Source organism: [Bacteroides] pectinophilus, from assembly GCA_025146925.1.
In the GTDB taxonomy this organism is placed as follows: domain Bacteria; phylum Bacillota; class Clostridia; order Lachnospirales; family Lachnospiraceae; genus Bacteroides_F; species Bacteroides_F pectinophilus.
Map to the genome: position 1 here is coordinate 1,778,626 of CP102260.1, position 15,134 is coordinate 1,793,759.

16 protein-coding genes and 1 pseudogene are annotated in these 15,134 nt (G+C 40.7%); all 17 read right to left on the reverse strand.

Annotated features, from left to right (window positions below):
• Positions 1 to 2 precede the first annotated feature (2 nt).
• A complete protein-coding gene (locus NQ488_08345; GenBank protein UWN94599.1) occupies positions 3 to 743 on the reverse strand; it encodes a flagellar brake protein in 741 nt (246 codons plus the stop codon).
• Between the two features lie 33 nt (positions 744 to 776).
• A complete protein-coding gene (locus tag NQ488_08350; protein ID UWN94600.1) occupies positions 777 to 1,655 on the reverse strand; it encodes a MinD/ParA family protein in 879 nt (292 codons plus the stop codon).
• Positions 1,656 to 1,673: 18 nt separating this feature from the next.
• Positions 1,674 to 2,915, reverse strand: coding sequence for a flagellar biosynthesis protein FlhF (flhF, locus tag NQ488_08355; GenBank protein UWN94601.1), 1,242 nt, complete (start codon positions 2,913 to 2,915; stop codon positions 1,674 to 1,676).
• A gap of 1 nt (position 2,916) precedes the next feature.
• Positions 2,917 to 4,950 carry a flagellar biosynthesis protein FlhA gene (gene flhA / locus NQ488_08360; protein ID UWN97131.1) on the reverse strand — a complete coding sequence of 678 codons (2,034 nt, stop codon included), beginning with the start codon at positions 4,948 to 4,950 and terminating at the stop codon, positions 2,917 to 2,919.
• A 9-nt stretch (positions 4,951 to 4,959) separates the two neighbouring features.
• Positions 4,960 to 6,120 (reverse strand): flagellar biosynthesis protein FlhB, encoded by a 1,161-nt coding sequence (gene flhB / locus NQ488_08365; GenBank protein UWN94602.1) that lies wholly within the window; start codon positions 6,118 to 6,120, stop codon positions 4,960 to 4,962.
• 11 nt (positions 6,121 to 6,131) lie between these two features.
• On the reverse strand, positions 6,132 to 6,914 hold the full coding sequence (locus tag NQ488_08370; GenBank protein UWN94603.1) for a flagellar biosynthetic protein FliR: 783 nt from the start codon (positions 6,912 to 6,914) through the stop codon (positions 6,132 to 6,134).
• Between the two features lie 10 nt (positions 6,915 to 6,924).
• A complete protein-coding gene (gene fliQ, locus NQ488_08375) occupies positions 6,925 to 7,194 on the reverse strand; it encodes a flagellar biosynthesis protein FliQ (GenBank protein UWN94604.1) in 270 nt (89 codons plus the stop codon).
• Positions 7,195 to 7,214: 20 nt separating this feature from the next.
• Positions 7,215 to 8,051: a flagellar type III secretion system pore protein FliP gene (gene fliP, locus NQ488_08380; protein UWN94605.1), complete on the reverse strand. Its 837-nt coding sequence runs from the start codon at positions 8,049 to 8,051 to the stop codon at positions 7,215 to 7,217.
• A gap of 12 nt (positions 8,052 to 8,063) precedes the next feature.
• Positions 8,064 to 8,435, reverse strand: coding sequence for a flagellar biosynthetic protein FliO (locus NQ488_08385; GenBank protein ID UWN94606.1), 372 nt, complete (start codon positions 8,433 to 8,435; stop codon positions 8,064 to 8,066).
• Between the two features lie 4 nt (positions 8,436 to 8,439).
• On the reverse strand, positions 8,440 to 8,802 hold the full coding sequence (locus tag NQ488_08390) for a response regulator (protein UWN94607.1): 363 nt from the start codon (positions 8,800 to 8,802) through the stop codon (positions 8,440 to 8,442).
• 134 nt (positions 8,803 to 8,936) lie between these two features.
• Positions 8,937 to 10,192: pseudogene (gene fliY, locus NQ488_08395) on the reverse strand (flagellar motor switch phosphatase FliY).
• A 1-nt stretch (position 10,193) separates the two neighbouring features.
• A complete protein-coding gene (gene fliM / locus NQ488_08400) occupies positions 10,194 to 11,177 on the reverse strand; it encodes a flagellar motor switch protein FliM (GenBank protein UWN94608.1) in 984 nt (327 codons plus the stop codon).
• Between the two features lie 39 nt (positions 11,178 to 11,216).
• Positions 11,217 to 11,744 (reverse strand): flagellar basal body-associated FliL family protein, encoded by a 528-nt coding sequence (locus tag NQ488_08405; GenBank protein UWN94609.1) that lies wholly within the window; start codon positions 11,742 to 11,744, stop codon positions 11,217 to 11,219.
• A 27-nt stretch (positions 11,745 to 11,771) separates the two neighbouring features.
• Positions 11,772 to 12,572, reverse strand: coding sequence for a flagellar motor protein MotB (locus tag NQ488_08410; GenBank protein UWN94610.1), 801 nt, complete (start codon positions 12,570 to 12,572; stop codon positions 11,772 to 11,774).
• A complete protein-coding gene (locus NQ488_08415; GenBank protein UWN94611.1) occupies positions 12,572 to 13,381 on the reverse strand; it encodes a motility protein A in 810 nt (269 codons plus the stop codon). The genes NQ488_08410 and NQ488_08415 overlap by 1 nt, the downstream gene beginning before the upstream one ends.
• A 19-nt stretch (positions 13,382 to 13,400) precedes the next feature.
• On the reverse strand, positions 13,401 to 13,607 hold the full coding sequence (locus tag NQ488_08420; protein UWN94612.1) for a flagellar FlbD family protein: 207 nt from the start codon (positions 13,605 to 13,607) through the stop codon (positions 13,401 to 13,403).
• Between the two features lie 187 nt (positions 13,608 to 13,794).
• The gene (locus NQ488_08425; GenBank protein UWN94613.1) at positions 13,795 to 15,111 is read right to left on the reverse strand and encodes a flagellar hook-basal body complex protein; all 1,317 of its coding nucleotides are present in this window, start codon (positions 15,109 to 15,111) and stop codon (positions 13,795 to 13,797) included.
• Between the last annotated feature and the right edge of the window lie 23 nt (positions 15,112 to 15,134).

A 15,134-nucleotide genomic window follows, 5' to 3' on the forward strand; every position in this document is an offset into this window, starting at 1 on the left:
CATCACCTTCTTAGCTTCTGCTGTGTTATTCTCTGCTCCATAAATATATATTTGACTATCATCTCTGTTATCTCATTAGGTACTGCTTTGAACTGCACCCTTGTCTCATATATGCTTCGGTCATTCTCAAGCGAATACGACATTACAACTTCGCCCAGCAGTTCAAGCTGCTTTGGTTCATCATTACAGATAATATCAAGAAATACCCTTACAAGGCTTTCTTTCTCGTAATGAATTCCTGAATGCATACGTATTCCGCCGCCGCTTAAATCTATGAGCGTTGCCTCAAGCACAGGCCTGGCATTCTGGAACAGCTTTTCATTCCACTGATGCGTACGCTCATATCCCGCTGCCTGAAAATCAGTCAGCACCTGAACCTTAACAGGTCTGCTGCATGGGAGCCTGTAGAATCCTCTCCTCTGTACTCTGTGCAGATCACCAATAAGGACAATATCCATCGTATATATATTCATGTCCTTTGAACGTCCTGTTATCCTGCATGGTCCTGCATATATACTGCTGCCTTCTGAGAAATAAGCATCATATTCCGCACCAACTGCCAGAGGCACTATGCGTCCCTCATCCAGAGGTACTGCTGCCTTAATCACCATACCATCTTCGTCTTCAATAATGTCAAGGACTTTGCTGTAGTATACTTTCATTCCTTCGGTATTCTGTTTTTTTCTCGCATTAAGCCTGGTGAGTTCTATCTTTGCCCCAACTGTTATAACGTTTCCCGCCATTAAGATTCACCTCGTATTATTTAGTGTTATATATTACATTCCCTTTGAAAAAACATTTTTAAGAAAATTGCGTATGCCGTTCTTTCTGTTAAATACCGGGTCTTCATTAGTTTCCAATGTATGCGCAATATTATAAAAATCATGAGCCGGAGCCGAATCAGGAAACGCTATTGAAACCGGTTTCTGCTTCATTACAGCCTTAGGTATTGCATTGTCCTGTGATACTATTCCAAGGAATTCAATATTAATCTTGAGAAACTGCTTAACTACCATGCTCAGTTTCTCATACAATGCCCTGCCTTCTGAAGCTGATGATACCTTATTGGCTACCACTCTTATCCTCGTATTATTATCATCAAATCCTTCATAAAGACTCAGTCCCTTAAGCAGCGCATAGGAATCAGTAATTGATGTGGGTTCAGGCGTTGTTACCAGTATAATCTCAGGTGCCGACACAAGGAATTCAAGAACGCTTGACGACATTCCTGCGCCTGTATCTATTATAATAATATCAGCCATCTCTTCAAGTTCTGACAGCTTGCCAACCATACGCCTTACCTGCTCGCGGTCAAGATTGGCAAGCTTAGCTATACCTGAACCACCCGATATAAACTTAACACCTTCAGGTCCGTCAAGAATAATATCCTTAAGCTCCTTGCCCTTAAACATCAGATCACTCAGGTTGGTCTTTGGAATAATTCCAAACATAACCTCAATATTAGCAAGTCCGAAGTCCGCATCAAGTATGATTACCCTCTTGCCCATTCGTGCAAACTGCAGCGCTATATTAATTGAGATGTTGGATTTACCGACACCTCCCTTACCACTTGTTACAGCTATTATTCTTGCATTCTCTATAGTCTTCTGATTCTGCTTTTTTATAATTGTTCGTAAATTCTCTGCCTGGTCCATGGTTCCTCCGTCCGGCTGTCAGCCTCCCAGCAGCTGTCTTGCTATTGCCTGCTCGTTAATCACTTCAATATCATTAGGTACATTCTGTCCTGTAGTAGTATATGATAGCTGTGCCCCTGTTGCCATTCTTATATTAAGTATGTTGCCGTATGCACATGTCTCATCCAGCTTTGTAAATATAAGCCTGTAATCCGGTATATCTGCATACATGCCCGTTATGTCAAGCATATCCTTATACTTTGTAGTCGCACTGAGTGTAAGATAGCATTCGAGATCAAATGTATCCGAAAGCCCTGCTACCATATCCCTTAACTCATGCAGCTCAAGCATCTGCTCCTTATCCTTATGTGAGCGCCCTGCCGTATCAACAAATATGAGATCAAAATCCTTGAAATCCTCAAGGCTCTGTGCTATCTCATCAACTGAATACACAACATTAACGGGACATTCTATGATTGACGCATAAGTATTGAGCTGTTCAACCGCAGCAATTCTATATGTATCGGCCGTTATAAATGCGACTTTGTACTGCTTTTCAAGCTTATAGTATGAAGCAAGCTTGGCTATTGTGGTCGTCTTGCCTACACCTGTCGGTCCTATGAACATAATGACCTTGGGCTTGTCACCTTTTGTCATATATACAGGCTCTCCGAGCTTAAGAATTATCTTCTGATACACACATCCGAGAAGGCTGTCTATGCTTGCCTCCTTCTTGATAGAGCCACTCACTTCATTAATAATTGCATTGGCATATTTTTCATTAACTTCATTATCTATGAGCTTGTTATAGATAAGCTGCAGATACTTAAAGTTACTGTTATTATTTTCCTTAGTCTGCTTTTCCTGACTTACAGGTTCTTTTTCAGCTGCGGCAGCCATCTCCTCATACGCCCTCGCAACGGCAGGTGAAGGTGCCCCTCCCTTGTTCATCTGCTGACTCAGCATGTTATGCAGCGAATCAAGTTTCTCCTCAATAACTGCCGAATCATTCATTACATCCAGCTTTTCATCAACAACCGCCGTAAATGTACTGCCTGCTTTTGGTGATGCAGGCTGGTGTTTTGCAGCATTCATGTTGCTTATAAATTCATTTTCTTCAAGTGCTGCCGTCACCTCGACAACATCTTTTCTGAACAACCTGAAAATGCCTCTTTGCTTAAGCGTCTTTACATTAAGAACTACTGCATTACTTCCAAGTTCATCCTTAGCTTTAAGTATCGCCTCCGTCTCCGTTGGCGCCTGAAATTTTTTAACTATCATACTATGCCGTCACCATCCCCACTGACTGTAATTCAACATCTGATTCAACTTCATTATATGAAACAACTATTATGTCTTTGTAATAGTCACTTGCAAGCTTCTTAAAATACATTCTGACAATCGGTGATGTAACAACAATAGGATTCTTACCGATATCTTCAAGTTTTTTAAGTTCAATTCCAAGTGAATTCATGATAAGCTTAGTTCTCTCCGGATCAAGTGTAAGATATGCACCCTGCTCTGTCTGCTTAACCGAACCCATAATCTCCTGTTCAATCTTCGGATCAAGTGTAATTACCTGTGTAGTCTCATTAGCAGGGAAATACTTCATCGATATTGCTCTCTTAAGGCTCTGTCTTACGTACTCTGTCAAGATATCCGTATCTCTTGTTACGCCTGCATGGTCGGCAAGTGTTTCAAGAATTGTAACCATATCACGTATTGATATTCCTTCTTCAAGAAGATTCTGAAGCACCTTCTGTATATCACCGATTCCAAGAAGCTTTGGAATAAGCTCATCAATAAGCGTAGAATTATTCTCTTTAATATTATTAATAAGATTCTGCACATCCTGTCTTGTAAGAAGTTCAGCAATATGCTGTCTTATAACTTCCGTAAGGTGTGTTGCAATAATAGAAGGCGGGTCAACTACAGTATATCCAAGTGACTCAGCTCTCTCTCTCTGGCTCTCTGTTATCCATATTGCCGGAAGATGGAACGACGGTTCAAATGTAGGAATACCTGTTATCTCTTCCTCTACATATCCCGGGTTCATTGCCATATAATGGTCAAAAAGGATCTCACCTTCGCTTACCTGTATACCCTTAATCTTAATTATATACTGGTTAGGATTAAGCTGAATATTATCTCTCAGACGTATTATAGGAACAACCGCACCCAGCTCGAGCGCTATCTGGCGTCTTATCATTACAACTCTGTCAAGGAGGTCTCCGCCCTGATTAACATCAGCCAGTGGAATAATGCCATAACCAAACTCAAGCTCTATAGGGTCAACGTTAAGGAGCGATACAACATTCTCCGGCCTTCGTATCTCCTGTGCCGCATCTTCCTCCGACTGCACTTCCTCCTCTATTGCCTGTTCACCTGCTGTCTTGCCTACATTCCTGCTCACGATTATAAGTACAATACCAATCGGGACGAAAATATATATAGGAAGCGGCGTAAACACGCCAATAAACACCATGGCTGCACCAACCATAAGCAACACCTTGTCAAGTGAAAACAGCTCCTGGACAAGCGTATCTGAAAGTCCTTCCTCAGAAGATGCTTTTGTAACAATAATACCATTGGATAATGATATCAGCAGTGATGGAATCTGGCTGCAGAGTCCGTCACCAATTGTAAGTATTGTATAAGTATTAAGTGCTTCGTTAATATCCATGCCCTGACGGAGAACTGCCATAAGGATACCACCCACAAGGTTGACACCTGTGATTATAAGACCTGCAGTGGCATCACCCTTAACATACTTATTGGCACCATCCATAGATCCAAAGAATGCATTCTCCTGCTGCAGTTTCTTACGTCTTACAGCTGCTTCCTTATCTGTGATTGCTCCTGCATTAAGGTCTGAATCAATAGCCATCTGCTTACCCGGCATGGCATCAAGTGTAAATCTCGCAGTTACCTCTGATACTCGTTCAGAACCTTTGTTAATTACAACAAACTGCACAACCGTAATAAGAATGAATACGATTGCGCCGATAATTATATCACCACCTCCGACAAATGAACCGAATGTGGTGATGACCTTACCCGGATTACCCGTTTTAAGAAGAAGCTTTGTTGATGAAATATTAAGTGAGATTCTGAATATTGTTGTAAACAGAATCATTGTCGGGAACGCCGACATATCCAGAACTTCCTTTGCAAAAAGTGCGTTAAAAAGAATAATCATCGCTACTGATATATTAAGCGCAACCAGAATATCCAATAACCAGCTCGGAATCGAGACAATCATGAATATAACTGCTGCAAGTATATATATGCCGATAAATAAATCTGTCTTCCTGATATTCACCGTTTATCTTCTCCCTTCGTCCATATTATAATTATTCTTAAGCGAATATACGAATGCCAGCACTTCTGCTACCGCCTGATAAAGCTCAGGAGGAATCTGTGCTCCAATCTCAACATTATTGTACAATATTCTGGCCAGAGGCTTATTCTCAACTATCTCTATGCCATATTCTTTGGCTTTGGCCTTTATGTCAAAAGCAAGGTAGTCAGCACCTTTGGCTATTACTACGGGAGCCTGCCCCTTATTAGCCTCATACTTCAATGCGACCGCAAAATGTGTAGGGTTCGTAATAACAACATCAGCCTGCGGCAGAGCTTCCATCATCCTTCGTCTTGAAACCTGCTGCATTCTGCGCCGTATCTGCCCTTTGACCTGCGGATCACCTTCAGTGTTCTTAAATTCGTCTTTTACCTCCTGCTTTGTCATCTTCATATCTTCCTTAAACTTATGTCTCTGATATATAAGATCAACAAAGCCAATCACAAGGAACACCGCGCTTATCTTAATTCCAAGGTCAACAATTATGTCCCCGACAATCTCAAGTGCCTCATACAGAGATATATTATAAAATGTATACAAAACTCCAAGCTTATCTTTAACTGTTGTATATATCACATAGCTCATGACCGCAATCATCGCAACAGACTTGCCAACCTCAAAAAGCTGCTTCACATTAAACATTCTCTTAAGACCTGATATAGGACTTATCTTGCTGAGCTTCGGCTGAAGCGGTTTGGTGGTTACCATCCACTTCTGCTGCAAGGCATTACCAAGAATCGCTATAACTACTGCCAACGCAATAAACGGCACAATCATGTTAAGAACCGTTGTAAGTCCAAGACTTACGACACCGGTAGCATCAACCATTCTCATTCCATATTCGCTGTTACTGATTATCTTTCCAAACAGATCATAGAACTCACTAAAACATTCTATCATCTGCTGACCCAAATTGCCAATATAAAATTTAATAACCACAAAAAGGGCCAGCAGCATAAGAGCAGTTATAATCTCCTTACTCTTCGCAACCTGTCCTTCCTTACGTGCGTCATTTAATTTTTTAGCTGTAGGTACCTCCGTCTTTTCTCCGCCAGGACCATCCTTTGCAAAGAACTGGAGGTCATATTCAAGCCGCAGCCTTACTTCCCCATCCAAATCATTCAACTTAATTACCTCTATACCGGCGTCATGGAATTAACAATCTGCACCATAATAGTCCGTATCTCCTGAAAAATATAATTAGATACCGACGGCAGCATAACTAAAGTAAATGTAACAACAATGATACCAACAAAAATCTTAAGCTGCATACCCATTACAAACATGTTCATCTGAGGTGCTATACGTGCAAGCACACCAAGAATGCAGTTAAGAAGCATCATACATGCAAACATCGGAAGAGCTATCCTGAATCCTATGACAAAGTAGTCTCCGATAAAATCAACAATAGTTGTATACAGCGATGGTCTAAATGCTGCCTGGCCAATCGGAATAACCTTATATGTATCAACAATTGCAGATACAAGATATCTGTAAAGACCCGATACAATAAGAAGAAGAGACAGCAGATAATAATAAAGATTACTCATTATACCTACCTGTGTTTTCGTTGTCGGGTCAAATATAGTTGCCATCGAGATACCCATGTCAACATCAATAATATGTCCTGAAAACATAATAATCTGAACACTCGCATTAGCCGCATATCCAAGCAGAAGCCCAACAGCAGCCTCACTAAGTACTATTGCAGCATAATCCAGCATTCCGCTATATGTATATGTAATACCCAGATCCAGAGTATATACCAATATTGCCAGTGCAAATGAAAAACCGATTTTCACTCTGTTAGGTGTATTCGCCGTATTAAAAAATGGCGCTGCATAGACAAAGGTTGAAATACGCACCAAAATCAATATAAATAATTCAAACTCCTGTAATGCAACGCTATAATTAATCATGTTTTATTCCCTAATGAATATACTGTCCAAAATTCCCCCACAACTGCGTTATGAATTCTACAATTCTGTTAATCATCCAAGAACCCAGTATCATGAGAGTTATAAATATAGAAAGCATTTTAGGAACAAATGTAAGTGTCTGTTCCTGAATAGATGTAATTGTCTGTATAAGACTTATTACAAGGCCTACAATCATAGATATAACAAGTACGGGCATTGATGTCTGTACTATTATCCATATAGTCTGCCGGGCAATAGTTATAATATCCTGCTCAGTCATCTGCAATCCCATCCTTTCACTTATGAAAACGTCTGCATAAGGTTACCTATAACAAGATTCCATCCGTCAGCCATTACAAACAGCAGTATCTTGAACGGCATTGATATCGTCGTAGGCGGGAGCATCATCATACCCATCGACATAAGTACCGATGAAACCACCATATCTATAACAATAAACGGAATATATATAAGGAAACCTATAATAAATGCTATTCTCAACTCGCTTATTATAAAAGCCGGAATCAGGACATTAAGCGGAATATCATCCTCATTCTCAATGCTTCCTGCCTCTGTGCCCGCAATATTAAGAAATGTATCCAGGTCCTTCGTTGAAACCTGCTTGAGCATAAATGCACGCATCGGTTTTATTCCTGCATCAAATGCCTGCTCGGTTGTAATCTCATTGTTAGATAACGGCTTTATTGCACTGTCATACACCTGTGTAAATGTAGGCGACATGACAAAAAAGGTCAAAAATATAGACAAGCCAATCAGTACCTGATTAGGCGGAATCGTCTGCACACCTAACGCAGCTCTTGTAAAGTGAAGAACTATAACGATTCTCGTAAATGACGTAAGCAGCATCAATATTGATGGTGCCAGTGATATTATCGTAAGCACTAAAAGCATCTGTAATACACTTGCCATATCACTTCCATCACCGGCCGCAACACTAAAATTAATAAGATTATTATTATTATTGCTGCCTGCCGCTGTTGCCGTCTCCTGGGCGGCTGTCGTTGCCTGTGTTGCCGAAGCAGTACCTGCCGTACACAGACATACGACAATTACTACCGCAACCAGCATGGCTGCCTTACTTATGACTCTTCCATGCTTTTTAATAAATCGTAACATAGTTCATCCCACCTAATCTTCTGGCTTGTCCTTCTTTAACTTATCCAATATAGCTTTGAAGCTGTCGGAATGAGATTCAGTTGTTGTACTGTTATAAATCAAATCCTCTCCATCCAGTTCACAAAGATACGTTATCGTATCCTTGCATACTGCAATGGCAAAATACTTCTTACCTATCTTAATTATCTGAATGTACTTATTATTAGAAATTCTGAATGTCTCCAATACATTGACATTACTGCCGGCCATCTTATTCTTCTGATAACTGCCAACGAATCTCGTTGTAAAATATGTAAGTGCAAGCACAAATATAAATATCAGAATCATAGAAATCAACTGTGCAATTGAATCAATTGTACCGGACGAAATCTTCAAAAATGCCATCAGACTAACCAATTACTTTCTTAACTGCCTCAATTACACGGTCTGCCTGGAAAGGCTTAACAATAAAATCCTTAGCTCCTGACTGGATAGACTCAATTACCATTGCCTGCTGACCCATTGCTGAACACATAATTACCATAGCATTAGGGTCTCCGGCCTTAATCTTCTTAAGAGCCTCTATACCATCCATCTCAGGCATTGTAATATCCATAAGTACCAAGTCCGGTTTAAGTTCATTATACTTCTCAACTGCCTTAGCACCATTCTCAGCTTCTCCTGCAATGTTGTAACCATTCTTTGTGAGAATGTCCTTTATCATCATTCTCATAAATGCTGCATCATCACATATCAAAATATTCTTTGCCATACCTGTTCTCCTTACTTCATATTATTCTAATGTGGCTGACAAGCCCAAATAATTCCAATGATTTAAAATAACACATTGAACATTATACACTAAAACTTTGTAATTTCCTATTACTTTTTGTGTTTTTTGCAAAATTACTGCTCTTTGATAATCTCGGTAATTCTTACGCCAAAATTCTCTTCGATAACAACAACCTCGCCCTTAGCTACGTTCTTACCATTAACAAGAACATCAACTGACTCACCTGCAATCTTATTAAGTTCGATAATCGTTCCCGGTGCAAACTCAAGTATATCCTTGATTGTCTTGGATGTTCTTCCCAGTTCTACTGTAACTTCAAGCGGAACGTCCATAATAAGGTCAATGTTCTCTTTCTGTGACAATGCTGACAGATCTCCGGCAAACGGCTGGAAAGCTGCAGGCTGGACATTAACATCCGGCTGTGGTGCATAATTGTTATACATTGGCTGCTGCATCATCGGCTGTTGCATCATCGGCTGTTGCATCATTGGCTGCTGCATCATTGGCTGCTGCATCATTGGCTGCTGAACCGGCTGAGGCTGCGGTGCCGGCTGTGGCTGTGGTACAGGCTGTGGCTGTGGTGCCTGTGCCGGCTGCGGTGCTGGCTGTGAAGCTGCAGCAGGTACGCCATTTGATACACTGTTGTCTGTATCAACACTGAACATATTAACAAGTTCATGAGCAAAATCAATAGGATACAGCTGCATTATGCTGTGTCAATAAGCGTTCCGATTGTAAGCTTGAACATAACCTCAACAAACTTACCCTTAAGGAAATCCGGCAGATCTTCTGTATCATTATTATATACTTCTACAAGATTTGATACCGGTGGGCTGATATCTATCTTACGGTTGAACATTGATGACATTGATGTCGCAGCTGAACCCATCATCTGGTTCATCGCCTCACCAATAGCGCTCAGGTGAAGATCCGTAAGCTCTTCATTAGGATCCGCATTCCCCGGTCCTCCCATCATAAGATCTGTTATAATCTTAACATCATTTTCTCTAAGTATGAGTACATTATTGCCGTCAATTCCCTCTTTGTAAGAAATCTGCATCATGACGCATGGTCTGTCATACTGCCTTGCAAGATCGTCCCATGTAGAGATAGATACATGTGGTGTAGTAATATCAACACGCTGATTCAGCAATGAGCTGAGCGTTGTTGCTGCAGTTCCCATGCATATATTGGATATCTCACCAACTGCATCCTTTTCACTGTCAGTAAGTATTATATCCTGATCAGCTGCAGCAGGTGTGTCTGCAGCTGATGTATCTGCAGTCTGCGCGTCATCTTTTGAATCGGATGCTGCATCATTATTGCCAAACAGTGCGTTAATTTCATCCTGTGATAGCATTCCGTCCATCTTACTCGCTCTCCTCCTTTATCACTTCTGTTATTCTTATGGCATATTTATCCTCCGAATATCCCGGAAGTGCCGCAAATTTCTTAATATTGCCGACATATACCTCTAATTCATCATCGACTTTTCTATCAAGCCTGATAATGTCTCCAAGTTGAAGATTAACAAAATCTCCAACTGATATCCTGCTATGTCCGAGCACAGCCTTCATTGGAATCTGTGCCCTGTCAATCAGGCTCTCAATCGCATCCTGATATGACTGGTCATCTTTATCCTGTAATGTAGAGAACCAATACTTAGTATTAAGTTTGTCCATGACAGGTTCAAGTGTAACGAACGGAAGACATATATTCATAAGGCCTTCCACCTCTCCTATCTTAATACTGAGCGTTACAATTGCAATTGTCTCGCTCGGAGATATAATCTGTGCAAACTGTGAATTGGTCTCTATTCTCTCAAGCCTTGGTGAAGTCTGTACAACATTCTGCCAAGGTTCCTGTAACAGATTAACACATATTGTAAATATTCTCTCAAGTATTGTAAGTTCAATCTCCGAGAAATCTCTAGCTTTGTCCATGGTATTACCTGAACCGCCAAGCAGTCGGTCTATAATTGCATATCCAAGATTAGATGCCATCTCCATGATAATATTGCCTTTAAGCGGCGGCATGGTTACAACGCCGAGCAGCACCGGATTAGAAAGTGCATTGGAAAACTCTGAATAGATAACAACTTCAGAATTGACTACATCTACACTTACTGTCTTCCTCAGATATCCCGGAAGGTTTGTTGCAAGTAATCTTCCAAAATGTTCAAAGATGATCTCGAGTGTTCTTAAATGCTCCTTAGAAAACTTGGATGGTCTTGCAAAGTCATATACTTTAACCTGACGCTCATCGCTATTTTTTATCTCTTCGGCATCTAACTCGCCGCTGTTCAACGCACTTAAGAGTTTGTCTATCTCATCCTGGGATAAAACCTCGCTCATCCTTCACACCTCCTGTTCCCAGTATCCTATTACTGATATTTATGAAATCACCAGATTAATTGCAACACTGTGAATCATATCTGTCTGGAACAGGTTCTGTAATTTACTGAGGAGCTCTGCCTCCATGTTGCTTTTATTCTGAAGAGCTGTATCATATGTATATGATGACACAACTGTATTTACATTGTTAACAATCAACTGCATTCCGCTGTCGATGCTTGAACGCTTCTCTGAATAATCTCTTGACTTCTTATTAAGCGTAAGCACTACACTTACCTGAGCATAATGAATCTTATTATTGGAATCAAGAAGTGAAAGTGTTATCTTTGTAGAATCATCTGAATTCTTAACATCAACAGTCTCCATGTCACTCACGGCAAGTGATGAACCACTGTTGTTAGATGAGATTCCTCCTCCAACGTCCAGATCAATTATCTCAGCCACTTTAGTGATAAGATTATCCGTCTTCTTAGTTGTTGACACGATTGAAAATGTAAGAATCACCGTAAGTACAAGATTGATAAGTACTAATGCAAGTGTAATTACATTCAGCATGCTTTTTTTCATTTTTAACACCATTGCCTTTCTTTATGTCTATTCAAAGCTGTTGTATATCTTTATCTCAACTCTTCTGTTCTGTGCACGTCCCTCTGCTGTTGCATTGGAAGCTATAGGAACTGATTCTCCTCTTCCGGTTGCAAGCATCGTTGATGCATCAAATCCCTTCTGATCCGTAAGATATGTGAATACAGAATAAGCTCTGTAAAGTGAAAGCATCGTATTGTCAGGATATTTTGAATTATGAATAGGATTGTTATCCGTATGGCCTTCAATTGCTATCATGTTATCATTATATTCCCAAAGTATGCTCGATACCTTATCAAGGAGTGTGACTGCCTCAGTCTTAAGTTCAGACTTTCCGGAATCAAACAGGATACCGCTGTTAAGGTTCAGCATTACATACTTTGATGTAGCCTTTACTTCAACATCATCAGATAGCATATTCTGTTCAAGCTGCTTCTCTATATTCTCAGCCATATGCTCTGATTCCTGAAGTCCGGCTTCCTGAATCTGCTGTGCCGCATCCTTTATCTCTTCCTGCGTAATCTCTCCCTCGCTGTTCATACCCATATTATTGTAATATATCGCAAGTTCATTAAGCTGGCTTGCGCCGCTTCCTATAAGAACGCCGTCTCCCATTGATATGCTTCCTGCATTAAATATGCTGAATGTAGATGCAAGTGATGCTGAAAGCTGCTGGAACTTCTCCTGATTAGGATCACTCATTGCAAAAAGCATTACAAAGAAGCAAAGGAGCAGGTTCATAAGGTCGCTGAATGTATTCATCCAGGCAGCACCGCCGCCCTTTTCCTCTCTCTTCTTAATCTTAGCCATCAGCCTTCACCTCCGGCATTGCCTCCCTCTTGAGGGTTAATTCCTTCTCTGTCTGCCGGTGAGAGGAATGACTTAAGTTTCTCTTCAATGACACGTGGGTTCTCGCCTGCCTGTATAGACAGAAGTCCTTCAACAACAAGTGCTCTCGACTGGTATTCCTTAGCTGATATATCCTTGAGCTTATTAGATGTAGGTATGGCAATCCAGTTGGCAATTACTGAACCATACAATGTTGTAATAAGCGCTGTAGCCATATTTGGTCCGATAGCAGACATATCGTCTCCCATCGCCTTAAGCATATTGATAAGACCTATAAGAGTACCAATCATACCCCAGGCAGGACCCATGGAAGCTATCGTATCCCAGAAACCTGCAAGTCTGCTGTGACGTTCCTCCATAAAATCCATCTCTGTCTCCAAAATACCGCGGACAAGTTCCGGCTCAGTACCATCCACTATAAGAAGAATTCCTTTCTTCATGAACTCGTCTTCAAGTCCTGATGCAACTTCTTCAAGAGCAAGCAGACCTTCCTTACGGGCTACGTTAGAAAGTTCTATTATTCTGTTGATTACTGACACATTGTCAATCTCCGGTGATTTAAATATAATGGAAATACTTTTAAGTCCATTAAGGAAATCCTTAAGCTTGTACGATGTAAGCGTTGATGAGAATGTACCACCGACCGTAATAAATAATGATGGTATATCAACGAAATTAAGAAGAACCGCTGCTGATGGCTGTCCCCATAATATACCAAATATAATCAGGCCTATACCGCCTATAATACCTATTAATGTAGAAATATCCAATGTTATATACCTTCCCTGCTTAATTCTTGTCGACTGCTATTAAATCCTTATAAATCTCTCTTCGGAAGCTTACAATGCTTTCCTTTATCTGACTCGTCTTCTCACTGACTATATACTTGTGTCCGTTAGTAAGCGTGATAACAGTATCTGGAGTTTCTTCCATCATCTCGATAATATCCGAATTAATCATTATCTTGGTTCCGTTAATTCTAGTTACCTCAATCATACGCCCCTCCTTTGCTAAAAAGTATCGTGCGCAATTGATGCACAAAATTCCATAAACTACTATATATTAAACCACTTTTGCCAAATTATTGCAACAAATTAATGATATTTGATAATCTGCCGTAACTCAGTTTTTGAAAATGCGGCTGCACAATAACCACCTCATGCAGCCGCATGGGATTTATTTATTATCTCTTAAGGTTTATAAGTTCCTCAAGCATTGTATCTGAAACAGTAATAATTCTTGAGTTAGCCTGAAAACCTCTCTGTGTAGTGATCATATCGGTAAACTCCGATGCAAGGTCTACGTTAGACATCTCAATAGTACCTGATACCATGCTGCCGCCGGCTGATGTAATATCTTCGCCAACGCCATCAAACTCGCCTGAGTTAAGTGTTGCCGCATACATATTAGTACCAACCTTCTCAAGACCTGCCGCATTAGTAAAGCTCTGGGTTGCAATCTGTCCAATGACAACCGTATCACCATTGCTGTATGAAGCAATAATACGTCCGTCATCCTGAATACCTACGGAACTCATCTTTCCTACAGCCTTACCCTTGCCTGCAACATCAATATACTCAAACTTAGTCTCGTCACCGATTGACTTAAGATTTGATATATCAACTGCAATAGTATCTTTTACAAATGAATCCGCATCAGCTCCGCCTGTAATCGTAAAATCAAGTGATGAATCCGTACCATCAAGAAGACCTGTTGTCGGGTTGAATGAGATATCGTGATCAAATGTCACTGTAAGGTCAGCAGCCTTGCCTTCCTTAGTAACACCTGTAACCTCTGTATGGTAATTGTACTTATCTACCTGTGTAACTGCGATTGTTGCCTGATATCTGTATCCAAGGTTATCGTAGAATGAAAGTGTCATCGTTTCACCCTTCTGGTCACCATCGGCGCCGCTTGTACCTGAGCCTTTGGCAAAGTTACCGCTGCTTGAGTTAATATTACCTGATACCTTAAGGTTGGTTGTCTGCTCCGGCATTGTATATGTGAATTCATCACTCTTGACATAAAGCGGCTGAACAACATCCTTTACAATCTCTCCCTGGTCATTAGTTACCCAGCCCATTACATTAGCACCTGACTGTGTAACAAGAGCACCGCTGGCATCATATGTAAAATCTCCGGCTCTCGTAAAATATGTATTACCGTTGCTTCTTACGATAAAAAATGAATTACCGCTTCCTGACAGCTTAACATCAAACGGGTTATCTGTTCGCTGTGAAGCACCTTCCGTATCAACTTTTGTAGAAATAGAACCAACAGACGTACCAAGCCCTATCTGCTTGGCATTCTGTCCGCCCTTGCCTGTAGTAGCATTAGGACCGGATGCAACCTGTGTTGTCTGGTAGAATACTTCGCTAAAAGACACTGAACTTGACTTAAATGCAATGGTATTGACATTGGCAATGTTATTACCGATTACATCCATTCTTGTCTGGTGTGAGGAAAGACCTGATACACCAGAGAACAATGATCTCATCATAATTATGTTCCTCCATTCTGTCC

Bases quoted from the DNA above. Each gene is read 5' to 3' on its own strand.
- NQ488_08370 (UWN94603.1), bottom strand. From the start codon at position 6,914: ATGATTAATTATAGCGTTGCATTACAGGAGTTTGAATTATTTATATTG.
- flhF (UWN94601.1), bottom strand. From the start codon at position 2,915: ATGATAGTTAAAAAATTTCAGGCGCCAACGGAGACGGAGGCGATACTT.
- NQ488_08385 (UWN94606.1), bottom strand. From the start codon at position 8,435: ATGGCATTTTTGAAGATTTCGTCCGGTACAATTGATTCAATTGCACAG.
- fliP (UWN94605.1), bottom strand. From the start codon at position 8,051: ATGTTACGATTTATTAAAAAGCATGGAAGAGTCATAAGTAAGGCAGCC.
- NQ488_08405 (UWN94609.1), bottom strand. From the start codon at position 11,744: ATGAAAAAAAGCATGCTGAATGTAATTACACTTGCATTAGTACTTATC.
- NQ488_08390 (UWN94607.1), bottom strand. From the start codon at position 8,802: ATGGCAAAGAATATTTTGATATGTGATGATGCAGCATTTATGAGAATG.
- NQ488_08350 (UWN94600.1), bottom strand. From the start codon at position 1,655: ATGGACCAGGCAGAGAATTTACGAACAATTATAAAAAAGCAGAATCAG.
- fliM (UWN94608.1), bottom strand. From the start codon at position 11,177: ATGAGCGAGGTTTTATCCCAGGATGAGATAGACAAACTCTTAAGTGCG.
- fliQ (UWN94604.1), bottom strand. From the start codon at position 7,194: ATGACTGAGCAGGATATTATAACTATTGCCCGGCAGACTATATGGATA.
- NQ488_08425 (UWN94613.1), bottom strand. From the start codon at position 15,111: ATGATGAGATCATTGTTCTCTGGTGTATCAGGTCTTTCCTCACACCAG.
- NQ488_08410 (UWN94610.1), bottom strand. From the start codon at position 12,572: ATGGCTAAGATTAAGAAGAGAGAGGAAAAGGGCGGCGGTGCTGCCTGG.
- NQ488_08420 (UWN94612.1), bottom strand. From the start codon at position 13,607: ATGATTGAGGTAACTAGAATTAACGGAACCAAGATAATGATTAATTCG.
- NQ488_08345 (UWN94599.1), bottom strand. From the start codon at position 743: ATGGCGGGAAACGTTATAACAGTTGGGGCAAAGATAGAACTCACCAGG.